Here is a 24,082-nt window from a genome sequence, read left to right on the forward strand (position 1 = left end):
GCCGAAGGCCCCTCGTGTGATACGAGGGGCCTTCGACCGTCTGTGCGCCGCCAGGGACTCGAACCCCGGACCCGCTGATTAAGAGTCAGCTGCTCTAACCAACTGAGCTAGCGGCGCCTGCTGACCTGCAGAACTCTACCCGATGCCGGACGGTGCTCCGGACCACCGGCCGGCGCCCCCGCTGAGCGGACATTTCGGGCGGGTACATCATTCGGACCGTCAACATGCGAGTGATGCCGACAGTTGTGAGACTGGCGGACATGTACCGAAGTGCGCCACCGCGGACTTTTCCACCGGGAGTGTGAGGGGAATCGCATGGAGGCTCCCGTATTCGAGGAGATCGAGCCCGCGGGCGACTGCGACTGCGCGGGCTGCCGTGACCCGCGGCGCGGTCTGGCGCCGTCCCCGGCAGGCCGCGGGCTCACCCGTCCGGCGGCGTACCGCGCCCTGGTCGTGGCCACCGCCACCGCGTCGGCGACCGCCGTGTCCGCCCTGGGCGCGGGGCCGGCCGCGGCGCTCCCCGCGGCGGCCCACGCGCCGCTCCGGCCGGGCCTCCCCGCGGCCGACGAGCCCGGCACGCCGCAGGGCCCCCGGGCTCCGCTGCACGGCGCGACCGGCCGGCCCGCGGCGCCCCCGGCCGGGGCCGAGCTGGCCGGCATCACCCGTACGGAGATCATCGACCGGGCCAAGACCTGGGTGTCCGCGAAGGTGCCGTACAGCATGACCGCCTACTGGTCCGACGGTTACCGGCAGGACTGCTCGGGCTATGTGTCGATGGCCTGGAAGCTGCCCGCCAACGAATGGACCGGAAGCCTCGGCACCGTCGCCGACCGGATCACCAAGGAGGAGCTCCAGCCCGGGGACATCCTGCTGTTCCATAACGCCTCCGACCCCGAGAGCGGCTCCCACGTGGTGATCTTCGGCGGCTGGACGGACGGCACGCACACCGGTTACACGGCCTACGAACAGACCCCGCCGCACACCCGCAAACTCGACACCCCGTACGCCTACTGGAGCAACTCCGCCAAGTACCTCCCGTACCGCTACAAGGGGGTCACGGAGAGCCAGGCGGACCAGAGCGGCAAGGCGGGCACCGCGGACGTGCCGCCCCCGGCCGCGGGCCCCGCCTCGCACGGGGTGGCGGGATATCCCGGACGGGCGATGTTCGGGCCGGGCGCCGACAACCCGCACGTCACCCGGCTCGGCAGGCAGCTGGTGGCCAAGGGGTTCGGCGCGCACTACACGCGGGGGCCAGGACCGCGCTGGAGCGAGGCGGACCGGCGGGGCGTCCAGGCCTTCCAGCGCGCGCAGGGCTGGCGCGGCGGGGCGGCGGACGGCCACCCGGGCCCGGAGACCTGGCGGCGGCTCTTCTCGTGACCGCGGCCCGCAGGTGATCACCCGTTCATGACGCGTCTGGCGCGGAGGCTGGAGCAGGCATGAGTACGAACACGACGTCTTCCACCCCTTCTTCCACACCTTCCTCCCTCACCACCCCTTCCTCCCTCACCTCTCCTACGTCCCTGACCTCTCCTACGTCCCTCACCTCCACGGAGGTGTCGGCGGAGTCGTGCACGGACGTGTCACCGGCTTCGTCCGCCGCGGTCCCGGTGGCCCCGCCCGCGACGGCGTCCCCGGTGGGCTTCCGGGGTCCGGGGGCGGTGCCCGGCTCCGGAGGGCCCGTGGCGGCGCCGGCCGGCCCGCGGTCCGGCCGGCTCATCCACAACGAGGCCACCACTGAGATCCCCGTCCACCTGCTCTTCCGCGACGACCCCGCCCCGGCGCCGGTACCGCTGCGGCCCGCGGTCGTCACGCGGCGGCAGGGCCCCGGGGAGGCGCCCGGGGCGGAGCGGCCGCGGACCCGGCGTCCGGTGAACGCCAGGCCGCGCCCGGTGCCGTCGGTCGACCCGGAGCTGACGGAACGTCCGGCGCGGGTGCTGCCCGGGACGGCGGGGGTGGCCGCGGGCCTGTGCGGGGTGGCCGGGTGCGCGGCCACCTCCTGGTGGGCCGGTCTCGTACCGCCGCTCGCGGCCGAGGCGCTCGCGCTGCCCGCGCACGCGGGCGCCGGGCTCGGACCCGCCCAGTGGGCGGCGTACGCGGCCGCCGGGGCGCTGGGGATGTTCGGGTTCGGCGGCCTCGCCCGGGGCCGGACCGGACGGGCCTGGGTGCTCGGGCTGTTCGGCCGCTACCGGGGGACGGTGCGCCGCACCGGCCTGATGTGGGTCAACCCGCTGCTGCTGCGCCGCCGGGTGGACGTGCGGCTGCGGCACTGGCGCAGCGAGCCGATGCCCGCGGCCGACGGCAACGGGGTGGCGCTGCGCGCGGTGACGCTGGTGGTGTGGCGGGTGCGGGACACCGTGAAGGCCACGCTGGGTGTCGAGGACCACGAGACGTATCTGCGCGAGTGCGTCGAGGCGGCGCTGGCCCGGGTCCCGGTGGAGCCGCTGGGCACGGTGCGCAGCTCGGCGGACGTGGCCGGCGACACCCTGACCCGGCTGGTGGCGGCGGACGCGGCGCCGGTCGGCCTCGAGGTGTTCTCGGTGCGGCCGGTCCGGGTGGAGTACGCCCCCGAGGTCGCCGCCGTGATGCACCGGCGCCGGATCGCGGCGCTGGACGCGGCACAGCGGGCGAGTGTGCTCACCTCGGTGGTGGACTCGGTGGAGGACACGGTGACCCGGCTGACCATGCGCGGGCTGGTCGAACTGGACGACTACGAACGCAAGGTGCTGGTGAAGGACCTGACGGTGGCGTTCTGCGCGGGGCGGGGGGACGCGGGGGCCTGACCGGTCCCGGCGCGGGCGGGCGGCGCGACCGGCGCCTCACTCCGCCTTTGGTATGGACATGTTCAACTAACGGCAATAATCTGAACTTGGTCTAGACCTGCACGGCTCACTGAACTTCCCCACACGGCACAGGGAGCAGCAGCATGCGCACAAGGAGCAAGTTCTACGCCGCCGCGCTGGGCATGGCGACGACCGGAGCCCTCGTGCTCTCGTCCGGCGGTGCCAGCGGCCACGGCTACACCGACCTGCCCGTCAGCCGGCAGAAGGTGTGCCAGAACGGCACCGTCACCGGATGCGGATCCATCCAGTGGGAGCCGCAGAGCGTCGAGGGACCCAAGGGCTTCCCGGCCTCCGGGCCGGCCGACGGGAGCATCTGTTCCGCGGGCCACGGCACGTTCGCCGCGCTCGACAGCCCCAAGCAGCCCAACGGCCAGGCGTGGCCGACCACCCGGGTGAACGGCGGGCAGAGCTACACCTTCCGCTGGCAGTTCACCGCCCGGCACGCCACGACCGACTTCAAGTACTACGTCACCAAGGCGGGCTGGAACCAGAACCACAACCTGGCCCGGTCCGACCTCAACCTCACGCCGTTCTTCACGGTGCCCTACGGCGGCAAGCAGCCCCCGGCCACGCTCTCCCACAGCGGCACGCTGCCGTCCGGGCTGAGCGGTCACCACGTCATCGTCGCGGTGTGGACGGTCGCCGACACGGCCAACGCGTTCTACGCGTGCTCGGACGTCACCTTCTGAGCGCCTGCGAACGGAGGGCGGCACGGAGAACGGAGAAGGCCCCCCTCGCCGGAGCGAGGGGGACCTTCCGTGGTGCGCCGCCAGGGACTCGAACCCCGGACCCGCTGATTAAGAGTCAGCTGCTCTAACCAACTGAGCTAGCGGCGCATGACTCCCGCCGTCCGCTTTCCGCGGTCGGCGACGACGAAAATACTACCCGGTCCCGGGCAGTGCTTTCGACCAGCTCCGGACCGGCCGCCCGGCACGCCTCAGATCGCCAGGGACAGCAGGACCGGTGCCGCGCCGCGGTTCAGCTCGTCGGCGGCCCGGCGCAGCCGGTGCGCGTGCTCGACCGGGAGCGACAGGGCCAGGCAGCCCACGGCCGAACCCGCCGTGATCGGGACGGCCGCGCAGACCGTGCCCACCGCGTACTCCTGGAGGTCGAGGACGGGCACGGTGGCCGGCTGGGACTCCAGCCGGGACAGCAGCAGCCGGTCGCTCGTGATGGTGCGCGAGGTCAGGCGGGCCATCTTGTGCCGGGACAGGTGGTCGCGGCGGCCGGCGTGGTCCAGCTGGGTCAGCAGGGACTTGCCCACGGCGGTGGCGTGCGCCGAGACCCGGAAGTCCACCCACTCGTTCACCCTGGGCGTCGCCGGGCTGTCGGCGTACTGGGTGACGCTGACCTCGCCGTCGACGTACCGGCTGATGTAGACGGCGGCACCCACCGAGTCGCGCAGCCGGTCCAGGGTGCGCTGGAGCTTGTCGCGCAGGGCCTGCTCGCGGCCCTGGGCCGAGCCGAGGCGGGCCAGGGCCTCCCCGGTCACGTACGTGCCGTCGGCGGTCTGCTCGACGTAGCCCTCGCGGCGCAGCATGCGCAGGAGCGGGGTCAGTCGCTCCCGGTTGAGGCCGCTCCGGCGGGCGATCTCGGTGTCGGTGACACCGGAGGTGTGCCGCGTCATCGTCTCCAGGACGCGCAGGGCGTCCTGGGCCGAGTGGTGCGGCGCGGTCGGCCTGTGCTGCAGCGCCACGGTGGTCTCCCCCTGCGCTCGCGGGTGCATCCCTGCCTGCACGATACCGGCCAAGAGGCTTCCCGTGAGGGGGTGTTGGCCGATTTTCGGGGCTCCCATCTGCGACGCAGGCCCGGCGGCACATGCCAGAGGAATGCCCCAACGTCCCGACCTCGGACGTTGGGGCGTTCACGGCGTGTGTTCACAGGACCGCGCTGAGGAACTCCCGCGTGCGGTCGTGCTCCGGCTCGCTGAAGATCTTCTCGGGCGGACCGGCCTCGATGACCCGGCCCGAGTCGAACATCAGGACCTGGTCCGAGATGTCCCGGGCGAAGTTCATCTCGTGGGTCACGCAGAGCATGGTGATGTCCGTGCTGCGGGCGATGTCCCGCAGCAGGTCCAGGACGCCCGCGACCAGCTCCGGGTCGAGCGCCGAGGTCACCTCGTCGAGCAGCAGCACCTTCGGGCGCATCGCCAGCGCCCGGGCGATCGCCACCCGCTGCTGCTGGCCGCCGGAGAGCTGGGCCGGGCGGGCGTCGCACTTGTCGGCCAGGCCCACCATGTCGAGCAGTCCCTTGGCCCGCTCCACCGCCTCGTCCTTGGACATCCCGAGCACCGTGACCGGCGCCTCGGTGATGTTGCGCAGGACGCTCATGTTCGGGAACAGGTTGAACTGCTGGAACACCATCCCGATCTGCTTGCGGACCTCGCGCCGTTCCTTCTCGGTCGCCGGGAAGAGCTTCTGCCCGTCCACGGTGATCGTGCCCTCGTCGGGCTTGAGGAGCGTCATCAGCAGCCGCAGGATCGTCGTCTTGCCCGAACCGGACGGGCCGATGAGGGTGACGTGCTTGCCCGCGTCGACGGTGAAGTCCAGGTGGTCGAGGACGGTGTTGTCCCCGAACCGCTTGGTGACCTGCTCCAGGCGTATCAGCTCGCCGGAGTCGCGCTCGGGGCTCTTCTCGGGATGGGGGAGAGTGTCAGTGGGCAAGGCGTCGCTCCAGGGCTCGCAGGGCAAGGGAGGCCAGGTAGGAGATGATGATGAAGGCCACACCGATCACCGTCAGGGGCTCGGTGAACTGGAAGTTCTGCTGCGAGAACAGCCGGGCCTCGCCGAGCATCTCCAGCACCGTGATCGCCATCAGCAGCGGCGTGTCCTTCAGCATGGAGATCACGTAGTTGCCGAGGGCGGGCACCACCCGGCGGATGGCCTGCGGCAGGACGACCGCCGTCCAGGTCCGCCGCAGCGGCAGGTTCAGCGCCGTCGCGGCCTCCCACTGGCCGGCCGGCACCGCCTCGATGCCGGCCCGGTAGACCTGCATCGTGTACGTCGAGTAGTGCAGGCCGATGGCGACCACACCGGTGGTGAGAGCCGAGAACGTGATGTCCCACTCGGGCAGCACGTAGAAGAGGAAGAACAGCTGCACCAGCAGCGGGGTGTTCCGGATGAACTCGGTGACCACACCGACCGGCCAGGTCACCCAGCGGCTCGGCACCCGCATCAGCAGCGCCCATACCAGGCCGAGGCCGAAGGAGACCAGCGAGCCGAGGACGAGGATCTGCAGGGTGACCAGAAGGCCGTCCCAGAAGTGCGGCATGAAGTCGGAGACCGCGCTCCAGTCCCATTTCACGCCACACCACTTCCCTCGGGCACCCGCACGGCCGCCGTCTTCTTCTGCGGCGCCTTACCGACGCCCGCCTTCAGCTTCTTCTCCAGGCCGCGCATCACCCGGGTGAGCAGGAACGCGATCACGAAGTAGATCAGCAGGATGTACGTGTAGATCTCCGCGCTCTCCTGCAGCGCCAGGCGCACCAGGTTGCCGCTGAAGGCCAGGTCACCCATGCCCATGATCGACACCAGGGCGGTGCCCTTGAGCAGTTCGATGAGCAGGTTGGAGAAGGGCGGGATCATCTCCGGCACCGCCTGCGGCAGCAGGATCAGCCTCATCCGCTGCCAGGGCGTGAAGCTGAGCGCGATGCCGCCCTCCTTCTGCGCCGGGTCGACCGCGCCGAGCGCGCCGCGCACGATCTCGGAGCCGTACGCCCCGTAGGTCAGGCCGAGGGCCAGCGTGCCCGCCCACATCGGCACCAGCTGCCAGCCGAAGGCCGGGGGCAGCACGAAGAAGACCCAGAAGATCATCACCAGCGCGGAGGTCCCGCGGAACACCTCGGTGTAGAAGCCCGCGAGGAAGCGGACGATCCACAGCCGGTGGGTGCGCGCGATGCCGACCACGAAGGAGACGGCCGCCGCCAGCAGCGAGCTGAAGAAGAGCAGCTGGACGGTGACCCAGACACCCTTGAGTACGAGTTCCCACAGTCCCGAGGTCATCCGCCGCAGAGCTCCTTCGCGGTCAGATCGGTCATCTCGTTCTGCGTGAAACCGAAGGGCTTGAGGATGCGCAGCAGTTCGCCGCTCTTCTTGAGCTTCTGCAGCTCGACGTTGAACGCGTCCCGCAGGTTGGTCTCGTCCGGGCGGAAGGCGAAACCGCCGCCGTCGACGTGCGGCTTGCCGTCGACGAGCGGGGCGAACGCCTCGGTCGCCTCGGCCTTGCTGGACTTCTTGACCACTTCACGGACCGTCAGGGCGGTGCCCGCGAAGACGTCCACGCGCCCGGCCTCGACGGCGTTGAGACCGGCCACCTGGTCGGGGACGATCAGGATGTCGCTCTCCTTGTACCCGTGCTCCACCGCATAGGCGATCTCGGCGTACCCGGTGCCGGTGGCGAACTTGGCCTTCTTCTCGACGACGTCCCGGTAGTTGCGCAGTCCCAGCGGGTTGCCCTTGCGCACGATGTACGCGTCGAGCATCTGGTAGTCCGGGTCGGAGAAGATGACCTGCTCGCAGCGGTCGGCGTTGATGTACATCCCGGCCGCCACGACGTCGAACTGCTGGGACGCCAGGCCCGGGATGAGGGAGCCGAACTCCGTCGGCACGGGCTGCACCCGGTCCACACCGAGCCGCTTGAAGATCACCTTCGCCAGCTCGGGCGCCTCGCCGGTCAGCTCGCCGTTCCTGTCGATGTACCCGAAGGGGACCTCGCCCGCGATGCCGAGCCGGGCCACACCCTGAGCCCGCAGCCGGCCGAGCAGGTCGCCCCCCTTCACGTCGGACGCGGTGGCCACCCGCGAGCAGCCGGCCGCTCCCAGTGCGCCGAGCGCCGCGACCCCCGCGAGCAGCGACCGGCGAGTGGGCCCGGCTGTTCTGGGCCTTTGGTCGGATATACCCCATGGAGGGGTTCTGTGTGGTGGAGCCATGGGCGCGCAGCTACCCGAAGCCGGGCAGGTTATGCCGATCTTTTTCGGTCCGATACCTCGGTCCGGCACCCTTGACCGCGGGGCCGCGGGGCACTGCCATGGAGGCATGGCTGATCGCTACATCGAAGTCTCGCTGGTCAAGCGTGGAATCACCTGCACGGCCCAACTGCTCGACGACCGGGCCCCGATCACCTGCGCGGCCGTCTGGGACGCGCTCCCCCTCGGCAGCGACGTGTATCACGCCAAATACGCGCGCAACGAGATCTACGCCCTTTTCCCGCCCTTCGCGGCATCCGAGCCACCACTGGAGAACCCGACGGTGACGCCCATCCCGGGCGACCTGTGTTATTTCGCCTTCGCGGGAGCCGAGTTGGGCACGAAGGCGTACGGCTACGACCGCGAGGTCCGGCCCGGCACCACCCTCGTCGACCTCGCCCTCTTCTACGAGCGCAACAACCTGCTCCTCAACGGCGACGTCGGCTGGGTCCCCGGCACCGTCTGGGGGCGCATCACCGAGGGCCTCGACGCCATGGCCGAGGCCTGCAACGACCTGTGGCGCACGGGCGCGGCGGGGGAGACGCTCAGCTTCCGCCGGGCTTCGTAGCTGCGGGTGCCCATCCGCCAGCTGCGGGCAGTCGTGCCTCCCCCAGTGCCTGAACGCCCTGGGAGGTACGCCCAGGGCGGCACGGGTGGGCGCTGGGGGTGTCCCTGCTGGGGGAGGCGCCCCGCAGCGCCGGGTCACGCGCCCCACCCGCGCCCACCTCCACGCCGGTGACTAGCCGGCCGACGTACCCGCTTCGTACAGCGCATGCGCCGCCCGCAGCACCAGGTCGTCCCGGTGCCGCGCCGCGACGATCTGCACCCCGACGGGCAACCCGTCCCCATCGCTCCCCGCCGGCACGGTGGCCGCCGGCTGCTGCGTCAGGTTGAACGGATAGGTGAACGGCGTCCACCCCGTCCACCGCTGGTACCCCGCCCCCTTCGGCACCTCCACCCCCGCCTCGAACGCCGTGATCGGCAGCGTCGGCGTCACCAGCAGGTCGTACTCCTCGTGGAAGCGGCCCATCCGCCGCCCCAGCTCCATCCGCACGTCCACCGCCGCCAGGTACTCCAGCGCCGAGTACCGCGCCCCGGCCCCGACGATCTCCCGCAGCCCCGGATCGAGCAGCTCCCGCTGTCCCGCCCGCAGGTGCTGCACCACCCGCGCCGCCCCGCTGAACCACAGGGTGTGGAAGGCGTCCACCGGATCCGTGAAATCGGGATCGGCCTCCGTCACGTACGCGCCGAGGCCCGCCAGCCGCTCCACCGCCCGCCGCACCGCCCCCGCCACCGCCGGACGCACCGCCACCTGCCCGCCCAGCGAGGGCGAGTACGCCACCCGCAGCCCCCGCACCCCGCCCGGCAGCGCCTTGGTGAACGACCCGGACGCCGGGCCCAGCGCCGACCAGTCGCGGGCGTCCGGGGTGCCGATGACGTCCAGCATCAGCGCGGCGTCCGCCGCGTCCCGGGTGATCGGACCGACGTGCGCCAGGGTGCCGAACGCGCTCGCCGGGTACAGCGGCACCCGCCCGTACGTCGGTTTCAGGCCGAAGACGCCGCAGAACGACGCCGGGATGCGCACGCTGCCACCGCCGTCGGTGCCGAGCGCCAGCGGCCCTGCCCCGAGCGCCACGGCCGCCGCCGCGCCCCCGCTGGAACCGCCCGCCGTACGGGACGGGTCGTGCGGGTTGCGGGTCACGCCGGACAGGGGCGAGTCGGTCACGCCCTTCCAGCCGTACTCGGGCGTCGTGGTCTTGCCGACGAAGACCGCGCCGTGCTCCCGCAGCCGCGCCACGGACGGCGCGTCCTCGTCCCAGGGGCCGTCCGGCGAGACGGCCCGCGAGCCGCGCAGGGTCGGCTCGCCGCGGGTCAGCAGGATGTCCTTCACCGTGACCGGCACCCCGTCGAGCCGCCCGCACGGCTCCCCGCGGCGCCACCGCTCCTCGGACCGCCGGGCCTGCTCCAGCGCCCCCTCACCGGTCAGCCGGACGAAGGCGTTCACCTCCGGCTGGATCCGCTCGGCCCGTTCCAGGACCGCCCGGGTGGCGTCCACGGGGCTGAACGCGCCCTCGCGGTAGCCCTCGACGAGCCGTACGGCGGTCAGTTCGGTGAGGTCGGTCATGCAGCACCCTCCCGCGGGTCTGGGACGTCCGCCCCGGCGGCGACGTCAGTGTCCGGGCACGTATCCGCGCTTCTTGTCGACCACGTTGGCCAGCGGCCCGCCCGCCGCCCAGCTTTCGAACAACTCCACGAACTGGGCGCTCAGTTCGTCCCGCCAGCCGACCGTGTCCCCGCTCATGTGCGGTGAGACGATCAGATCCGGCACCCGCCACAGGGCGCTGTCCGGGGCGAGCGGCTCGTGGTTCAGCACGTCCAGCGCCGCGCCCGCGATCCGGCGCGCGGTCAGCGCCTCGACCAGGTCGTCCTCGACGACCAGTTGGCCCCGCCCCACGTTCACGAACCGGGCCGAGGGCCGCATCAGCCCGAAGCGCCGGGCGTCGAACATGCCGCGGGTGTCGTCGGTGAGCGGAGCCGCCGCCACCACCCAGTCGGCCCCGGCGAGCAGGCGGTCCAGGTCCTCCGTTCCGTGGACGCCGGACCGTGCGGTGCGACCGACCACGGCGGTGGTGATGCCCAGCGCCTCCAGCGTCCGCGCGGCCGCCCGGCCGATCGGACCGGAGCCCACCACGCAGGCGCGCGTCCCGGCCACCCGCGTCGACTCGCGGTGGCGCCAGGTCCGCTCGCCCTGCAGGCGCAGCGTCGTGGGCAGGTCCTTGGCCATCGCCAGGACCAGCGCGGCGACGTACTCGGCGATCGGCTGGTCGAAGACGCCGCGGGCGTTGGTCACCACCGTGTCCGACCCGGCCAGCTCCGGGCACATCAGGTGGTCCACGCCGGCGCTCGCCGTGTGCACCCAGCGCGGACGCGGGCCGTCGCCGGGCCACGCCTCGCGCACCGCGTGCGAGGTGAAGTCCCACACCAGCAGGACGTCGGCGTACGGCAGCCGCTCGGCCAGCGTCGCCGGGCCGGCGTGCTCGACGCGGACCCGGCCGGTCAGCCGGCCGAGACGGGGCGGCGGCTCGGCGTCCAGGACGAGGAGCGTCGGCAGGGACGCGGGTGCGGACGGGGAAGGGGACGTGGTCATCGGCGGGCCTGTCTCCGGTCGGCGGGGCGGGGGCGGTTCGGGTGGTGACGCGGAAGTTAACCGGCTGTTGACCTGGGAGTGACGCGGGCGGATTGACCACGCTCGCACCGCAACCTACCTTCGTCAACACGGCCGTTCTGACGGTGCGTTGCCCTCTGCTTTCTCAGTGTGAGGCCGGTGCGTGCCATGGACATCTCCTTTCTCGGCGGACCAGCTCCGCAACGCGGGGTCGGCGTGGTCGCCCCGTTCGACTTCGCACTCGATCGCGAGCTGTGGCGATGGGTGCCCGACGACGTGTCGCTCCACATGACGCGGACCCCCTTCGTGCCCGTCGAGGTCAGTCTCGACCTCGCCCGGATGGTCAGCGAGCACGAGACCCTGGGCGAGGCGGTGCGCACCCTCAACGCCATCGCCCCCGAGGTCGTCGCCTACGCCTGCACCTCGGGCAGCTTCGTCGGCGGCGCCGCCGGGGAGCGCGCCATGTGCGAGGCGATGACCTGGGCGGGCGCGGTCCCGTCGGTCACCACCTCCGGCGCCCTGCTCGACGCGCTGACCGAGCTGGGCGTGCGCCGGGTCGCGCTGGTGACCCCGTACACCGTGTCCGTGACCCGGGCGCTGGAGGCGTACGTCGCCGAGGCCGGTGTCACCGTCGCCGGCTGCGCCTTCATGGGGCTGACCCGGCACATCTGGAAGGTCCCGTACCGCGACGTGGCCGCCATGGCACGCCGGGCCGTACCCGCGCCCGGGACGGCCGACGCCCTGTTCATCTCCTGCACCAACCTCCCCACCTACGACGTCATCCCGCAGCTGGAGGCCGAGCTGCGCATACCGGTGATCTCGGCCAACCAAGTGACGATGTGGGCGGCCCTGCGCCGACTGGGTACTCCTGCGGTGGGGCCGTACCAGGCGCTGACCGACCCGGCCGCCCGGACCGGCCCCGCGGCGACGGGCGTGGCCGGTTCCGCGGTGGTGGGGCCCGCCGGTCCCGTCGACCCCGCGGTGGCCGGTCCGGTCGGACCCGCTGCCGCGGACATGCCGGGCGTCGGTGACGTCCCGGACACGGAACAGCAGCAGGAAGGGTGGACATGACAGCACTGGGATTCCTGTACCCGGGCCACTCCGGCGAGGACGACTACCCACGCATCGAGCAGCTCCTGGGCAGCGACATCCGGGTGGACCTGGTGCACACGGACATCGGCGAGGACGCCCACCGGGTGGACGCGCTGCTGGAGATGGGCTCGCCCCAGCGGCTGGAGGCGGGCGTGGCCGAGCTGCGGCTGGCCGGCGCCGATGCCGTGGTGTGGGCCTGCACCAGCGGCAGCTTCGTGCACGGCTGGGAGGGCGCCCACGAACAGGTGCGCGCCCTGGCCCAGGCGGCGGGCCTGCCGGCCTCGTCCACCTCCTTCGCCTTCGTGCACGCGGCGAAGGAGATCGGCGCCCGGCGGGTCTCGGTCGGCGCGACCTACCCGGACGACGTGGCCCGGCTCTTCGCGGACTTCCTCGGCGCCGCCGGCGTCGAGGTCGCCGACGTCGTCAGCTCGGGCATCGTCACCGCCGCCGAGGTCGGCACCTGGACCGAGGAGGAGGTGCTGGCCCTGGCCCGCGCCGCCGACCGCCCGGACGCCGAGGCGGTGCTCCTGCCGGACACCGCGCTGCACACGGCGGCCCACATCCCGGCCCTGGAGAAGGAGCTGGGCAAGCCGGTGCTCACCGCGAACCAGGTCACCGTCTGGGAGGGCCTGCGCCTGGCCGACCGCCGGGTCAACGCCCCGGAACTGGGCGCGCTCTTCACGCGAGAGCCGGTGGTGCAGGCCTGAGGAGGCGCGCTGCCGCTCGCGAGGCCTCGCACCGGACCGGCTGGTGGCGTACAACCCCGGACCGGTCCCGTTCGTCTTGATCTTGTCGACCCCGCGCCGTGTCTTGGCGCGGGGCGCTTGAGCACAAGGAGAACGACCATGCGCGCCAGCACCGTACGCCGTACCGTCCTCACCGCTTCCGCGGTCGCTCTCGCCCTGGCGGCGACCGCCTGCGGCGGCGGTGACCAGGACGGGGGGAGCGGTGGCGGCAAGTCGAAGGCCGGCGCGGCCGACAAGCCGGCGGCGGAGGCGCTGACCGCCGCCGAACTGGAGAAGCGGATCGTGGCCACGGCCGACCTCCAGGACCACGAGGTGCAGAAGCCGGGGAAGGACGACGTCTTCGATCCCGACTCCCTCACCGTGGACCGGGCGGAGTGCGACCCCGTCGCCCGGGTGCTCTCGGCCCTCCCGGCGGGCGACCCGACGGCGAGCGCCCAGCGGCTCGTCGTCCAGGAGTCCGCGGCGGCCAAGAAGGGCATGCCCTCGACTGAGGAACTCGCGGACATGACGGAGGAGGAGGCGAAGGAGGCCACCATCGACTCCCTCGACATCACGAAGACGATGACCTCCCTCTGGTCCTACGACGCCGACGGCGCGGACCAGGCCCTCGGCACGCTGCGGACGGCGGGCGAGAAGTGCGCGAAGGGCTTCGCCATGACGATCGACGGGGAGAAGCAGCAGGTCACCAAGGTGGCCGGGGAGAAGCTCGCGGCCGGTGAGGACGCCGTCGCCTGGACGGTGGGCACGAAGACCGACGAGGAGGCCGTCGAGACGAAGGTCGTCGTCTTCCGGACGGGCAGCACGCTCGCCGGGTTCTCCTCCTTCAACATCGCGGCGATCAGCCGTGATGAGGCGTACGAGCAGCCGACCGCCGTCATCGACGCACAGGAGGCCAAGCTCGCCCGGTGACCCGGACCCGGGTCCGGGGCTGGCCCCGGACCCGGCCGACACGGAAAAACCCCGGCCCCGCGTGAGCGGGACCGGGGTTCTCGTCGAGCGCTGGGCAGGCCTTGCACCTGCATTTCCCCACGGGAAGTGGGGCGTCTTTCCTTGGACCACCAACGCATCGTCCGCCGCGGGAGGTTGACCTCCGTGATCAGGCAGGATGATCGTACCGCAGCTCCGGCCGAGACGCACATCGGCGGGGCCGTGCGGCCGGGGGAAGGGGTGGGTCGGGGTCCGTTACGACCCGTTCGCGCGATCACTTCGTTCATGTAGGCAGACAACGGCCTGAATACTGAACGCGTCTGAACCCTTGTCAGGTCCCAGGGTGCACCCTATTGTCACGCCGAGAAAGCGCTTTCCCGTCATGTTGCTTGACGTGATCACGACATGACTTCCGTTCCGGCATGTGAAGGCGAATGGGGAGACCGAGGATGAGACGACCAGTCGCGCTGCGACTCCAAGCGGCACTGGGCACGCTGGCCCTCGCGGCCGCGGCCGGTGTGGTGCTGACGATGCCCGAGGCGGCGGCCGCGGCCGGCGGCGCCACCGGCTACGCGACCCAGAACGGCGGCACGACCGGCGGCGCGGGCGGGCAGACCGTCCGGGCCACCACCGGCACCGCGATCCACCAGGCCCTGTGCGGCCGGGCCAGCAGCAGCACCCCGATCGTCATCGAGGTCGAGGGCACCATCAACCACGGCAACACCAGCAAGGTGTCCGGCAGCAGTTGCAGCACCGCGGCCGACAAGATCGAGCTGAAGCAGGTCAGCAACATCACGATCGTCGGCGTCGGAAGCGGCGCCGTCTTCGACCAACTGGGCATCCACATCCGCGAGTCCAGCAACATCGTGATCCAGAACGTGACCGTCCGGAACGTCAAGAAGTCCGGCTCGCCCACCTCCAACGGCGGCGACGCCATCGGCATGGAGAGCGACGTCCGCAACGTCTGGGTCGACCACTCCACCCTGGAGGCCTCGGGCGGGGAGTCGGAGGGCTACGACGGCCTCTTCGACATGAAGGACAACACCCAGTACGTGACCCTGTCCTACAGCGTCCTGCGCAACTCCGGCCGCGGCGGGCTCATCGGCTCCAGCGAGAGCGACCGCTCCAACGGGTACGTCACCTTCCACCACAACCTGTACCAGAACATCGACTCCCGCACGCCCCTGCTGCGCGGCGGGATCGCCCACATGTACAACAACCACTACAAGAACTTGAACGAGTCCGGGATCAACTCCCGTGCGGGCGCCAAGGCGAAGGTGGACAACAACTACTTCGAGGACTCCAAGGACGTCCTCGGCACCTTCTACACCGACCAGGCCGGCACCTGGCAGGTCAGCGGCAACATCTTCGACAACGTGACCTGGTCCGAGCCGGGCGAGGACAGCAACCCGGCCGGTCCGAACCCGCAGTCCAACACCACGGTGTCCGTCCCGTACTCCTACACCCTCGACGCCGCTTCCTGCGTGCCCTCCGTGGTGAGCGCCACGGCGGGCGCGAACAAGGGCCTCAAGGTGTCGGACGGCAGCTGCACGCCGCAGAGCCCGGACCCGACCGATCCCACCGACCCGGACCCGACCGACCCGACGGACCCGACGGACCCGGATCCGACCGACCCGCCGAGCGGCACCAACCTGAGCCTCGGGGCCGGCTCCGACGGCTCGTCCAAGGCGAGCGGCACCAGCTACGGCAACGTGCGCGACGGTGACCTGAGCACGTACTGGTCCCCGGCCGGCACGACCGGCTCGATCTCCGTCAAGTGGTCCTCCGCCACCACCGTCTCCAAGATCAACATCCGGGAGGCGGCGGGCTCCGCGGGCACCGTCGGCTCCTACCGCGTCCTCAACCGCGACACCGGCGCCGTGCTGGCCTCCGGCAGCGGAGCCGGCGTGATCGGCTTCTCCCCGGTCTCGCTGGAGAAGATCACCTTCGAGATCACCGGCGCCTCGGGCACCCCGAAGATCGCCGAGTTCGAGACGTACGCCGGCTGACACGGCCGGGAGGGCGGGGTGTGTCCGGGCAGCGGCGCCGGACACACCCCGCCCTCTTGCGCGGGCGCGGGACAATGGACGGTGGCCCACTCCACCGGAGCGCCCCCGCACCCGGGGCGGGCCGCGTCGTGACGTACGAGGAGGAGAAGACATGGCGGAGCCCACGCCGCGTCGGAACGAACCGCGGCTACGCCCCGCGCCCCTGCTGTTCGAGCCGGCGGAGGCGGCCGCCGACCCCGAGCACTTCTTCGACCTGGAGTCGATCGACGACCCGCGGGCCCTGCTGGAGCGCGCCACCGAGCTGACGCACGCCTTCCGGGCGGCGGCGGACCGGGCGACGGAGTTCCAGGCGGTCGCGGCGGCGCAGCTGGCCGACCCGAGGCGGTTCGACCGGCTGACGACGGCCGACATCGCCGAACGGGCCGAGTGGACCGAGGACTACGCCAAGAAGATGGTCGAGTTCGGGCGCGACCTGATGCGCGGCGAACCGGCCGAGTGAGCCGGCCGCTCCCCGAACAGGTGCCCGGATAGTCGTGTCGCATATGCCAGGAGGGTGGGCAAGATACCCCTTCCCCGGCCCCCGTGTCGCGATTTCCGGCAACTCCACGGAGCGGTCTCCTCACGTTCGGTAGATCTTTGCGGCATGAGCAGCACACGCAACGCCGCACCCCACGTCTCCGACGTCACCTCGGACGGCGCCGCCTGGCTGGCGTCCGCGGGCGCGTACCCGCGCAGCACGCTCGCGCTCTGGGAGGAGCGGCCCGAGGCCCCGGTCGTCCTGCCCTGCGGCTCCGTCTTCGACGTGGTGAGCGTCCCCGCGATCTTCGGCCGCCGGATGCTGGACCGGCTGTGGGACGACGGCCCGGGGTCGGGGCCGGTGGCGGAGTTCCGCGGCCGGATGCTGCTGTTCGCCGCTCCGGGCACCGCCCAGCGCCTGCCCTCGCTCCTCGACTGGGAGGAGTGGGGCGCCCGCGGCCGCCGGGGAGGCCGTGCGGGCACGGTGCCGCCGCTGCTGTGCCACGGCGCCGGGGACGCGGTGACCGTCCCGGCCCCCGCGGGTGCGCCCCCGCGCTCCGGGTCGCGCTGGCTGGTGGCCCCGGACACCCGCCAGCCGTGGCTGCCCGGCCCGGAGATCCTGCTCTGGGCGGCCGTGCGGGCGGCCCGCGACGCCGTGCGGATTTCGATTTTTCCTCCCCCCGACCAGGGTGCTAAGGTCTACGACGTCAGCAGGCGCCGCTAGCTCAGTTGGTTAGAGCAGCTGACTCTTAATCAGCGGGTCCGGGGTTCGAGTCCCTGGCGGCGCACGTTGGCGATGGCGAGGCGTGTTCGCGTAAAGCGCGGACCACCTCGCCATCGTTGTTTTTGTGCAGTCTCGCCGTGCGTGGGGGCTTCGCCACTCGCGGCCCCCTCGGCGCCGAGGAGTCAGCCGGGGGTGATCTGCACGGTCCAGGCGCCCGACTCCGTGCGGCCCTGGACCTCCACCCGTACGCCGTCGCCCGGCACCGTGAAGCTCTCGCCGAGGCCCACCGGCGCGTCCGCGAGCGGCGGGTAGACCGAGTCGGCCCAGCAGGCCTCGGTGCCCGGGTGGGCGTCGACCACCTCGATAGGCCCACCGCCCGACTCCGCCCCGCTGTGCACCCGGTACACCAGCACCCCCGCCCGGCAGGCGGAGGCGTCGTTGCCGACCGGCGTGCGCACCTCGAAGGCGAGCACGCTGCCCGAGCCCGTGCGCACCACCGCCAGTTTCGTGCCCCGGCCGAGACCGAAGGCCGGCGCCCCGGCGGCGTCGGCCAGCTCCACCCCCGGCCCCGCCGCCAGCGGCTCCAGCGTCAGCCGGGTCGGCCCGCTGCCCCGTACGCACGCCACCTGCCGGGGTTGCAGCCAGCCCAGCTTCCACTTGTGCCAGCCGAACATGTCAGGAGCGAGACCGAACTGGCTGCCCATCAGGTCCCAGTCGCCGACGTGCGTGTCCCAATCCCCCTCGCCGTCGGCCGGCCGGTGGTACAGGTCGGGCAGGTCGAAGACGTGGCCCGTCTCGTGCGCCAGGACCAGCCGGTCCGGCGGGTGGTTCTCGAAGACCGTGACGACCCGACGGATGTCCTTGCCGTCCGCACGCAGCGGGGTGTCCAGGTTGACGACCTTCGTGGCGTCGGAGTCCACCCCGGGCGCGTCCGGGTCCGCGACGAAGTAGACGACGTCGTACCGCGAGAAGTCGACGTGCCGGTCGGCCGCGGCCAGCGCGTCGCGCAGGTAGGCGGCCCGGTGCTCGGGGCCCCAGTCGCGCCGTATGGCGTACGACGTCGACGGGCTCGGCATCCGGATCCAGTCCCGCTGCGGGTGCGGGCGGAGGGCGAAGGCGCCGTACGAGGCGCGCCGGAAGAAGTCGCCGGTGGCCGGGAAGTGGTCGGCGACGAGGTCGGCCGGCGCGGTCAGCGGCTGGGAGTCGGGGAAGGACAGGAACACCATCACCGCGTCCAGCGTGCGGGCCGGTCGCGGATAGGCCGCGTTCCAGGTGTCCAGGCCCTCGGAGTGGTGCACGTCGGTGCGCCGCAGCGCGCAGGGCGCCGGCGAGAAGGGCTCGGCGACCGAGGGGGCGGTGATCAGGGAGGTCGCGGCGAGCGCCGACATCGTGGTGCACACCGCGGCGGTGCTGCGCAGCCTGGTCCGGGGGAACTGGCGCGGCACATGGACCTCCGGACGCGGTTGACGGGACACCGCACCCAGCTTGTGCATGATTGTCGTATTACGACCTGTTCGCCTACATCGGATGGGTGAGCCGGCCGGGATTTCGACGGAGTTCGCCCACTCGACATTCCGAAGACACTCACGGAACGTCACAACTGGTCGGAGGGGTGACGGACCCGTCCAGGTGTGAGCAGAAACGATCTGCCGGAGGAGCCGCCCGGTCCGGAAAGCGGAACGGCGGCTGGAAGGGCCCGGTGTCAGCCTCTATGATCGGCACACTTTCCTGCACGAACAGAGCACGAACAGAGATCGAGGCACTGCGGGAGCGAGCGGTGAACGGAACCTCCGAAGGGCCGGCGCCCGCGGTAGACCTCAGCCCAACGGTCATCACAGAGAGTGACGGCGCTCTGGCTCCTCGTGCCGGACGTGCGGAGCCCTCGTCCTACCGGTCGGTGTTCACCACGGCCCCGCTCGCCATGGCTCTGGTCGACCCCGAAGGCCTCGTCGTCAGCGCCAACGACACCCTGGGCACCCTGCTCGGCACCGACCCGGCGACGCTGACCGGCTCGGTGGCCGCCGACCTCGTCGACCTCGCCTCCGACGCCGGCACCTGGCACGCGTACCGCGAGGTGCTGCGCGGCCACCGGCCCCGGCTGCGCTGCACCAGACGGCTCAAGCGGGCCGACGGGCACTCCCTGTGGGCACAGGTGACGGTCGAGCCGCTGGCCGGTCCGGAGGGCTCCGGGGACGGGGACGCCCCGGGCCTGCTGCTCTCCGTCGCCGACGTCAGCGCCCGGCGCGAGCTCCAGGCCAGGCTGCGCCACCTCCAGATGCACGACCCGGTGACCCGGCTGCCCAACCGCGCCCTGTTCTTCGAACGCCTCACCGCCGCGCTGGAGGCGGAGTCCTACGAGCACGGCGGCACCGGCCGGATCGGCGTGTGCTACCTGGACCTGGACGGGTTCAAGGCCGTCAACGACACCCACGGCCACCGGGTCGGCGACCGCCTGCTCGCCGCCGTGGCCGAACGGCTGACGCGGTGCGCGGAGGAGGCCGCAGGCGCCCGCTCCGGCACGCCCCTGGTGGCCCGGCTCGGCGGCGACGAGTTCGCCCTCCTGGTGGAGGACTCCACCGGCACCGAACAGCTGGCCGATCTGGCCGGGGCGGTCCTGGCGGCCCTCCAGCCGCCGTTCGAACTCGCCGACCGGTGCCTGTCGGTCACCGCCTCGGTCGGCGTCGTCGAGCGCCACACCGCGGGCACCACGCCCACCGCCCTGATGCAGGCCGCCGACACGACCCTGTACTGGGCCAAGGCGGACGGCCGGGCCCGTTGGACCCTCTTCGACCCCGAGCGCAACGCCAGCCGCATGACCCGCCAGGCGCTGGCGGCCACCCTGCGTCCGGCCATCGAGCGCGGCGAGTTCGCCCTGGAGTACCAGCCGCTGGTCGGCATGGAGGACGGCCGGGTGCGGGGCGTCGAGGCGCTCATCCGCTGGAACCACCCGCAGTTCGGCGTCCTGGCGCCGAATCGGTTCATCGCACTGGCGGAGGAGGATGGCTCGATCGTTCCCCTCGGCCGCTGGATCCTGCGCACCGCCTGCCGGCAGGCCCGGCGCTGGCAGCTGGCCCACCCCGGCGAGCCGCCGATCTTCGTCAGCGTCAACGTGGCGGTCCGCCAGGTCTGGGACTCGGACCTGGTGGCGGACGTCGCCCACACCCTGGAGGAGACGGGCCTGGCGCCCCACCTGCTCCAGCTGGAGCTGACGGAGTCGGCGGTGATGGGCTCGGCCGGGCGCCCGCTCCAGGTCCTCAAGGCGCTCAGCGACATGGGCGTCCACATCGCCATCGACGACTTCGGCACCGGCTACTCGAACCTGGCCTACCTCAGCCGGCTGCCGGTCTCGGTGCTGAAACTGGACGGCGCGTTCGTACGGGGCTTCCAGTACGACGGCGTGGCCGACGGTGCGGCGGCCGGCGCGGCCTCGGACGGGGCGGTCTCCGAGGCCGGCGGGGCCGGTGCCGCCAACCCGGCCGACGAGGTCATCGTCGAGGCGATGGTCCAGCTCGCCCACCGCCTCGGCCTGACCGTCACCGCCGAGTGCGTGGAGACCTCGGACCAGGCGACCCGCCTGCGCCGCATCGGCTGCGACACCGGCCAGGGCTGGCTCTACTCCCGGCCGGTGGCGCCGGACCGCATCTCCGCGCTGCTGGACTCCGCCGGGGCCGGCCCGGCCGGGGGTCAGGCCGGCGTCGGCAACCCGTAGGCGTCGGCGATCAGCTCGTAGGAGCGCAGCCTCACGTCGCCGCCGTGCGCGTTGGCGGTGAGCATCAGCTCGTCGGCGCCGGTGCGCTTCTGGAGGTCGTCGAGGCCGGCCCGGACCTCGTCGGCGGTGCCGTGCACGACGTTGGCGTTCCAGGACCGGACGAAGTCCTCCTCCATCGGGCTGAAGGCGTACGCCTCCGCCTCCTCGGGCGTCGGCACCAGGCCCGGGCGTCCGGTGCGCAGCCGGACCATGTTCAGGGCGGCGGCCAGCACCTGCCGGCGTGCCTCCTTCTCGTCGTCGGTCGCGAGCGCGGAGACGCCGATGAGGGCGTAGGGCGCGTCCAGGACGGCCGACGGCCGGAAGGACTCGCGGTACAGGTCGAGCGCCGGGACCGTGTTCTGCGCCGAGAAGTGGTGCGCGAAGGCGAACGGCAGCCCGAGGGTGCCGGCCAGCCGCGCGCTGAACCCGGAGGAACCGAGCAGCCACACCGGCGGCCGGTGCGCCGACTGCACGCCACCGGGCGAGGTGGCCTGCACGGGCCCCGGCACCGCGTGGATGCGGGCGTAGGGGTGCCCGTCGGGGAAGTCGTCGTCCAGGAACCGGATCAGCTCGGCGAGCTGCTGCGGGAAGTCGTCGGCGCCCTCGTTCAGGCGGTCGGTACGGCGCAGGGCGGCGGCGGTGGCCCCGTCCGTGCCGGGCGCCCGGCCGAGACCGAGGTCGACACGCCCCGGCGCCATCGCCTCCAGCGTCCCGAACTGCTCCGCGATGACCAGCGGCGCGTGGTTGGGCAGCATCACGCCGCCCGACCCGAGGCGGATGCGGTCGGTGTGGGCGGCGAGGTGGGCGAGGATCACCGCGGGGGAGGAGGAGGCGACGCCGGGCATGGAGTGGTGCTCGGCGACCCAGTACCGGTGGTAGCCGCGGTGCTCCGCGAGGCGCGCGATGTCCACGCTGGTGCGCAGGGCGTCGGTGGCGGTGCGGCCCGCGCCGACGGTCACCAGGTCCAGTACGGAGAGGGGGACGGGAGCGGTGCCGTGGGCGGTGCCCCGGATCTCCTCTGCGGCGTCTGCGGGCATGGTGGGGTGCCTCCTGTGTTCGGCGTGGTCGTACGCGGGTCGCTGCGCGACGTAACAGGAGGGGGCCTCCGGTTATTCCCCGGTGCGGTGGCTAGGCCAGCCACGCCCCCTCACGCATGACGACCCGGCCGCGAAGCTCCGGCTCTCCGCGCCACGCGCGGACCGTCACCGGCTCGACGCGCAGGTAGACGAAGGAACCCCGTTCCGTCCGCGGATCCCAGCCGAACCTGCCCGCGAACGCGTCGGCGGCCTCCGTCGGTACCTCGCTCGCGGAGTACGCCTCCGCCTCACCCTGGAGCAGCACCACGTCGAAGGTGTCCGGCAGCGACAGCCGTACGCGCGGCTCCCGGCGTATGTTGCGCGCGCTCGCGGAGGAGGAGGCGGTACACATCCAGACCGCCCGCCCGTCCCACAGGAACCACAGGGGCACCTGGTGCGGCCCGTGGTCGGGGTGAGCGGTCGACACCCACACGTCGCGCTCCGTGCTCAACCGCCGCAAGGTGTCGCGCTTGCGCTCCGCCGCGGTGCGGGGAGTGATCTCCGTAGCCTGCATGGACGCCGACCCTAGGCGTTCACGATCACGCCGCGCATCGGGCGCGGGTCCTAGGCCGAGATGCCGGCGCTCCTCAGCGTCGGGGCGGGTTCCGCAGGGCGGTGAGGAAGGCGGCGAAGGCGGAGGTGGGGAAGGTGAGCACGGCTCGGGTGGGGGTCTTGGAGTCGCGGACGGATATCAGGGGGTGGTCCAGGGCGACCTCCACGCAGGCGTTGCCGTCGCCGCTGCCGGAGTAGGAGGACTTCCGCCAGTTGTCGGGGATGGTCACCGAGAGCCTCACAGTTCCTTCGCCAGTCTGCGGATGAAGTCACGGGAACGCTCGGGGGTGAGCGATACCGCCTCCACTCTACGGAAGAGTGTTCGAAAGACATCCAGCTGCGGTTCCGAATCGATGAACAGCGTGCCGTGGGGGCCGTCGCGCACCACGGTGTCCAGTCGCGGGACGTCACCGCCCGCGTAGACCATGGCGGCTGTGACGTCGGCGAACTCCTCCAGATCGAAAGGGATGACGCGCAACGTCACGTGCTCTGCCTCGGAGAACTCCAGGATGTGCGCGAGCTGGGAACGAGAGGTGGCGCGACCTCCGACTCTGATGCGTAATGCCGCTTCGTGTACGAGGGCTTCGTACGGGATCGGCCGCTCGCCTTCGAGGATCTCGCGTCGCTGCATCCGGTGGCGGACGCGCAAGTCCAGCTCGTCCTGCGGAAGCTCGGGGACTCGCCGCGAGAAGAGTGCTCGGGCGTAGTCCTCGATCTGTAGGAGCCCTGGGACGTGCAGGAAGTCCACATCCCAGCGGAAGGTGGCATGGTGCTCCAGCTCCGCCAGGTCCAGGAACGGCGTGGGCAAACGGTTTCGGTACTCCTCCCACCAACCGCGCGACCTGTCGGTCGCCATCGCCACCAAGGCGTTGACCAAGTCCTCGTCAGTGCAGGCATAGTGCGCGGCCAGGCGGCGTAGGCGCTGTTCACTCACGCCTGTTGTGCCGGATTCGATCTGGCTGATCTGGACCGAGTTGACGCTGAGGAGGGTTGCCGCCTCGCGGGCGCTGAGGGCCGATGTTTCGCGCAGCCTGCGCAGTTCTACCGCCAAGCGCAACTGCCGTGCCGTCGCTACGCGCTTGGTTCCCATTCTCGTGCCCCCTGCTCAACGCGCCCGGTGCTGCTCCTCGTTCGGGTGTCAGATTACGCGACGGGCTTGCATGCCATTAATTCTAAGGTCTACCGTCAGTGGCGCGGAGAACACGCACTGCAACTGCATGTGGCGGAAGCGCACCGTTTTGCCCTGTCATGGCAAAGCGGCAAAGACACCGGCACGGCACCCAATCACCCCCACCCTCGGAGGGAACCGCCATGCCCGAAAACGATCCGTGGGAGTACTCCCTCTACATCCCGAACGACCCCAGAGCCGTCACCGTCTGCCGTCGGACCCTGCGGCTGATCCTGACGATGCACGGGCTGATCCGGATGGTCGACGTCGCCGAACTGCTGGCGACGGAGCTGGTGTCCAATGCCGTGCGGCACACCAAGGGGCCCGCCGCGCTGCGGGTCCGCTGGTCCGGGAACGGAGTGCTCCGGCTCGGTGCCTGGGACGCGGACCCCTCGCCGCCGGAGCCGCCGCAGCCGTTCGACCGGGCCGTGGAGCGGGAGGACGGGCGAGGGCTGGCGCTGGTCCGGGCGTGTGCGGATGTGTGGGGGTGGCAGCCGCTGGCTCGCGAGGGGAACAGGGGCAAGTACGTGTGGTGCGAGCTGGGGGTCGCTTGAC

The 24,082-nt window shown here is 71.9% G+C and carries 25 protein-coding genes and 3 tRNA genes; 13 read left to right on the forward strand and 15 right to left on the reverse strand.

The annotated features are described in order from the left end of the window. Window positions 1–43: 43 nt before the first annotated feature. A tRNA-Lys gene (locus tag ACIBCJ_RS06425) sits at window positions 44–117 on the reverse strand. 198 nt (window positions 118–315) lie between these two features. On the opposite strand from ACIBCJ_RS06425, the gene ACIBCJ_RS06430 reads away from it, so the two are divergent. Further along, window positions 316–1,377, forward strand: coding sequence for a peptidoglycan-binding protein (locus tag ACIBCJ_RS06430; RefSeq protein WP_365979009.1), 1,062 nt, complete (start codon window positions 316–318; stop codon window positions 1,375–1,377). A 25-nt stretch (window positions 1,378–1,402) separates the two neighbouring features. Here ACIBCJ_RS06430 and ACIBCJ_RS06435 read toward each other — a convergent pair whose 3' ends face one another. Further along, a complete protein-coding gene (locus tag ACIBCJ_RS06435) occupies window positions 1,403–1,573 on the reverse strand; it encodes a hypothetical protein (RefSeq protein WP_365979010.1) in 171 nt (56 codons plus the stop codon). Between the two features lie 106 nt (window positions 1,574–1,679). On the opposite strand from ACIBCJ_RS06435, the gene ACIBCJ_RS06440 reads away from it, so the two are divergent. Together ACIBCJ_RS06440 and ACIBCJ_RS06445 are read left to right on the forward strand one after the other, a co-directional pair. Next, entirely contained in the window at window positions 1,680–2,780 is a 1,101-nt protein-coding gene (locus ACIBCJ_RS06440) for an SPFH domain-containing protein (RefSeq protein ID WP_362094618.1), read from the forward strand. A gap of 143 nt (window positions 2,781–2,923) precedes the next feature. Beyond that, window positions 2,924–3,529, forward strand: a complete 606-nt coding sequence (locus ACIBCJ_RS06445) for a lytic polysaccharide monooxygenase (protein ID WP_133885534.1) — start codon at window positions 2,924–2,926, stop codon at window positions 3,527–3,529. Between the two features lie 70 nt (window positions 3,530–3,599). Here ACIBCJ_RS06445 and ACIBCJ_RS06450 read toward each other — a convergent pair. From ACIBCJ_RS06450 to ehuB, 6 genes are all read right to left on the reverse strand, one after another. Further along, a tRNA-Lys gene (locus ACIBCJ_RS06450) sits at window positions 3,600–3,676 on the reverse strand. Window positions 3,677–3,777: 101 nt separating this feature from the next. Next, window positions 3,778–4,536, reverse strand: coding sequence for an IclR family transcriptional regulator C-terminal domain-containing protein (locus ACIBCJ_RS06455; RefSeq protein ID WP_365979011.1), 759 nt, complete (start codon window positions 4,534–4,536; stop codon window positions 3,778–3,780). A 181-nt stretch (window positions 4,537–4,717) separates the two neighbouring features. Then, the gene (ehuA, locus tag ACIBCJ_RS06460; RefSeq protein WP_362094624.1) at window positions 4,718–5,503 is read right to left on the reverse strand and encodes an ectoine/hydroxyectoine ABC transporter ATP-binding protein EhuA; all 786 of its coding nucleotides are present in this window, start codon (window positions 5,501–5,503) and stop codon (window positions 4,718–4,720) included. Beyond that, the gene (gene ehuD, locus ACIBCJ_RS06465; protein WP_362094627.1) at window positions 5,493–6,143 is read right to left on the reverse strand and encodes an ectoine/hydroxyectoine ABC transporter permease subunit EhuD; all 651 of its coding nucleotides are present in this window, start codon (window positions 6,141–6,143) and stop codon (window positions 5,493–5,495) included. Before ehuD ends, ehuA begins: the two co-directional genes overlap by 11 nt. Next, window positions 6,140–6,841 (reverse strand): ectoine/hydroxyectoine ABC transporter permease subunit EhuC, encoded by a 702-nt coding sequence (gene ehuC, locus ACIBCJ_RS06470; protein ID WP_365979012.1) that lies wholly within the window; start codon window positions 6,839–6,841, stop codon window positions 6,140–6,142. The genes ehuD and ehuC overlap by 4 nt, the downstream gene beginning before the upstream one ends. After that, on the reverse strand, window positions 6,838–7,767 hold the full coding sequence (ehuB, locus tag ACIBCJ_RS06475; RefSeq protein ID WP_362510685.1) for an ectoine/hydroxyectoine ABC transporter substrate-binding protein EhuB: 930 nt from the start codon (window positions 7,765–7,767) through the stop codon (window positions 6,838–6,840). Before ehuB ends, ehuC begins: the two co-directional genes overlap by 4 nt. A gap of 106 nt (window positions 7,768–7,873) precedes the next feature. Between ehuB and ACIBCJ_RS06480 the strand changes: the two genes are divergently transcribed. Continuing rightward, window positions 7,874–8,371 carry a DUF3830 family protein gene (locus ACIBCJ_RS06480; protein ID WP_362094636.1) on the forward strand — a complete coding sequence of 166 codons (498 nt, stop codon included), beginning with the start codon at window positions 7,874–7,876 and terminating at the stop codon, window positions 8,369–8,371. 171 nt (window positions 8,372–8,542) lie between these two features. Here the strand turns inward: ACIBCJ_RS06480 and ACIBCJ_RS06485 are convergent, their stop codons facing one another. Together ACIBCJ_RS06485 and ACIBCJ_RS06490 are read right to left on the reverse strand one after the other, a co-directional pair. Beyond that, window positions 8,543–9,928 carry an amidase gene (locus ACIBCJ_RS06485; protein WP_365979013.1) on the reverse strand — a complete coding sequence of 462 codons (1,386 nt, stop codon included), beginning with the start codon at window positions 9,926–9,928 and terminating at the stop codon, window positions 8,543–8,545. A 45-nt stretch (window positions 9,929–9,973) separates the two neighbouring features. Continuing rightward, a complete protein-coding gene (locus ACIBCJ_RS06490) occupies window positions 9,974–10,951 on the reverse strand; it encodes a D-2-hydroxyacid dehydrogenase (protein ID WP_365979014.1) in 978 nt (325 codons plus the stop codon). Window positions 10,952–11,137: 186 nt separating this feature from the next. Here ACIBCJ_RS06490 and ACIBCJ_RS06495 point away from each other — a divergent pair, with 186 nt between their 5' ends. The 7 genes from ACIBCJ_RS06495 (at window position 11,138) to ACIBCJ_RS06525 (ending at window position 17,047) form a co-directional block, all read left to right on the forward strand. Next, a complete protein-coding gene (locus ACIBCJ_RS06495; RefSeq protein WP_365979015.1) occupies window positions 11,138–12,040 on the forward strand; it encodes a decarboxylase in 903 nt (300 codons plus the stop codon). After that, window positions 12,037–12,768 carry an aspartate/glutamate racemase family protein gene (locus ACIBCJ_RS06500; protein WP_362094648.1) on the forward strand — a complete coding sequence of 244 codons (732 nt, stop codon included), beginning with the start codon at window positions 12,037–12,039 and terminating at the stop codon, window positions 12,766–12,768. The genes ACIBCJ_RS06495 and ACIBCJ_RS06500 overlap by 4 nt, the downstream gene beginning before the upstream one ends. Window positions 12,769–12,906: 138 nt before the next feature. Next, window positions 12,907–13,716: a hypothetical protein gene (locus tag ACIBCJ_RS06505; protein ID WP_365979016.1), complete on the forward strand. Its 810-nt coding sequence runs from the start codon at window positions 12,907–12,909 to the stop codon at window positions 13,714–13,716. Between the two features lie 467 nt (window positions 13,717–14,183). Then, entirely contained in the window at window positions 14,184–15,743 is a 1,560-nt protein-coding gene (locus ACIBCJ_RS06510) for a pectate lyase (RefSeq protein WP_362094654.1), read from the forward strand. 151 nt (window positions 15,744–15,894) lie between these two features. After that, window positions 15,895–16,242 (forward strand): hypothetical protein, encoded by a 348-nt coding sequence (locus ACIBCJ_RS06515; RefSeq protein WP_362094657.1) that lies wholly within the window; start codon window positions 15,895–15,897, stop codon window positions 16,240–16,242. Between the two features lie 144 nt (window positions 16,243–16,386). After that, a complete protein-coding gene (locus tag ACIBCJ_RS06520) occupies window positions 16,387–16,983 on the forward strand; it encodes a bifunctional DNA primase/polymerase (protein ID WP_362510673.1) in 597 nt (198 codons plus the stop codon). Then, a tRNA-Lys gene (locus ACIBCJ_RS06525) sits at window positions 16,974–17,047 on the forward strand. The genes ACIBCJ_RS06520 and ACIBCJ_RS06525 overlap by 10 nt, the downstream gene beginning before the upstream one ends. Window positions 17,048–17,165: 118 nt before the next feature. On the opposite strand, the gene ACIBCJ_RS06530 is transcribed toward ACIBCJ_RS06525, so the two are convergent. Beyond that, window positions 17,166–18,476 carry a M6 family metalloprotease domain-containing protein gene (locus ACIBCJ_RS06530; RefSeq protein ID WP_362510670.1) on the reverse strand — a complete coding sequence of 437 codons (1,311 nt, stop codon included), beginning with the start codon at window positions 18,474–18,476 and terminating at the stop codon, window positions 17,166–17,168. A 284-nt stretch (window positions 18,477–18,760) separates the two neighbouring features. Between ACIBCJ_RS06530 and ACIBCJ_RS06535 the strand changes: the two genes are divergently transcribed. Continuing rightward, the gene (locus ACIBCJ_RS06535; protein ID WP_365979017.1) at window positions 18,761–20,692 is read left to right on the forward strand and encodes an EAL domain-containing protein; all 1,932 of its coding nucleotides are present in this window, start codon (window positions 18,761–18,763) and stop codon (window positions 20,690–20,692) included. On the opposite strand, the gene ACIBCJ_RS06540 is transcribed toward ACIBCJ_RS06535, so the two are convergent. The 4 genes from ACIBCJ_RS06540 to ACIBCJ_RS06555 form a co-directional block, all read right to left on the reverse strand. Further along, on the reverse strand, window positions 20,668–21,768 hold the full coding sequence (locus ACIBCJ_RS06540; protein WP_362094669.1) for an LLM class flavin-dependent oxidoreductase: 1,101 nt from the start codon (window positions 21,766–21,768) through the stop codon (window positions 20,668–20,670). The genes ACIBCJ_RS06535 and ACIBCJ_RS06540 overlap by 25 nt on opposite strands. Before the next feature lie 91 nt (window positions 21,769–21,859). Further along, window positions 21,860–22,321: a pyridoxamine 5'-phosphate oxidase family protein gene (locus ACIBCJ_RS06545; RefSeq protein WP_362094672.1), complete on the reverse strand. Its 462-nt coding sequence runs from the start codon at window positions 22,319–22,321 to the stop codon at window positions 21,860–21,862. A 73-nt stretch (window positions 22,322–22,394) separates the two neighbouring features. Then, on the reverse strand, window positions 22,395–22,589 hold the full coding sequence (locus ACIBCJ_RS06550; RefSeq protein ID WP_365979018.1) for a DUF397 domain-containing protein: 195 nt from the start codon (window positions 22,587–22,589) through the stop codon (window positions 22,395–22,397). A gap of 8 nt (window positions 22,590–22,597) precedes the next feature. After that, on the reverse strand, window positions 22,598–23,449 hold the full coding sequence (locus ACIBCJ_RS06555) for a helix-turn-helix transcriptional regulator (protein ID WP_365979019.1): 852 nt from the start codon (window positions 23,447–23,449) through the stop codon (window positions 22,598–22,600). Window positions 23,450–23,670: 221 nt separating this feature from the next. On the opposite strand from ACIBCJ_RS06555, the gene ACIBCJ_RS06560 reads away from it, so the two are divergent. Beyond that, entirely contained in the window at window positions 23,671–24,081 is a 411-nt protein-coding gene (locus tag ACIBCJ_RS06560; RefSeq protein ID WP_362094683.1) for an ATP-binding protein, read from the forward strand. Window position 24,082 lies beyond the last annotated feature (1 nt).

This window comes from Streptomyces sp. NPDC051136 (assembly GCF_044455745.1).
Lineage (GTDB): Bacteria > Actinomycetota > Actinomycetes > Streptomycetales > Streptomycetaceae > Streptomyces.

Bases quoted from the DNA above. Each gene is read 5' to 3' on its own strand.
- ACIBCJ_RS06430 (WP_365979009.1), top strand. From the start codon at position 316: ATGGAGGCTCCCGTATTCGAGGAGATCGAGCCCGCGGGCGACTGCGAC.
- ACIBCJ_RS06445 (WP_133885534.1), top strand. From the start codon at position 2,924: ATGCGCACAAGGAGCAAGTTCTACGCCGCCGCGCTGGGCATGGCGACG.
- ehuC (WP_365979012.1), bottom strand. From the start codon at position 6,841: ATGACCTCGGGACTGTGGGAACTCGTACTCAAGGGTGTCTGGGTCACC.
- ehuB (WP_362510685.1), bottom strand. From the start codon at position 7,767: ATGGCTCCACCACACAGAACCCCTCCATGGGGTATATCCGACCAAAGG.
- ACIBCJ_RS06480 (WP_362094636.1), top strand. From the start codon at position 7,874: ATGGCTGATCGCTACATCGAAGTCTCGCTGGTCAAGCGTGGAATCACC.
- ACIBCJ_RS06485 (WP_365979013.1), bottom strand. From the start codon at position 9,928: ATGACCGACCTCACCGAACTGACCGCCGTACGGCTCGTCGAGGGCTAC.
- ACIBCJ_RS06490 (WP_365979014.1), bottom strand. From the start codon at position 10,951: ATGACCACGTCCCCTTCCCCGTCCGCACCCGCGTCCCTGCCGACGCTC.
- ACIBCJ_RS06495 (WP_365979015.1), top strand. From the start codon at position 11,138: ATGGACATCTCCTTTCTCGGCGGACCAGCTCCGCAACGCGGGGTCGGC.
- ACIBCJ_RS06500 (WP_362094648.1), top strand. From the start codon at position 12,037: ATGACAGCACTGGGATTCCTGTACCCGGGCCACTCCGGCGAGGACGAC.
- ACIBCJ_RS06505 (WP_365979016.1), top strand. From the start codon at position 12,907: ATGCGCGCCAGCACCGTACGCCGTACCGTCCTCACCGCTTCCGCGGTC.
- ACIBCJ_RS06510 (WP_362094654.1), top strand. From the start codon at position 14,184: ATGAGACGACCAGTCGCGCTGCGACTCCAAGCGGCACTGGGCACGCTG.
- ACIBCJ_RS06515 (WP_362094657.1), top strand. From the start codon at position 15,895: ATGGCGGAGCCCACGCCGCGTCGGAACGAACCGCGGCTACGCCCCGCG.
- ACIBCJ_RS06520 (WP_362510673.1), top strand. From the start codon at position 16,387: ATGAGCAGCACACGCAACGCCGCACCCCACGTCTCCGACGTCACCTCG.
- ACIBCJ_RS06530 (WP_362510670.1), bottom strand. From the start codon at position 18,476: ATGCACAAGCTGGGTGCGGTGTCCCGTCAACCGCGTCCGGAGGTCCAT.
- ACIBCJ_RS06540 (WP_362094669.1), bottom strand. From the start codon at position 21,768: ATGCCCGCAGACGCCGCAGAGGAGATCCGGGGCACCGCCCACGGCACC.
- ACIBCJ_RS06545 (WP_362094672.1), bottom strand. From the start codon at position 22,321: ATGCAGGCTACGGAGATCACTCCCCGCACCGCGGCGGAGCGCAAGCGC.
- ACIBCJ_RS06555 (WP_365979019.1), bottom strand. From the start codon at position 23,449: ATGGGAACCAAGCGCGTAGCGACGGCACGGCAGTTGCGCTTGGCGGTA.
- ACIBCJ_RS06560 (WP_362094683.1), top strand. From the start codon at position 23,671: ATGCCCGAAAACGATCCGTGGGAGTACTCCCTCTACATCCCGAACGAC.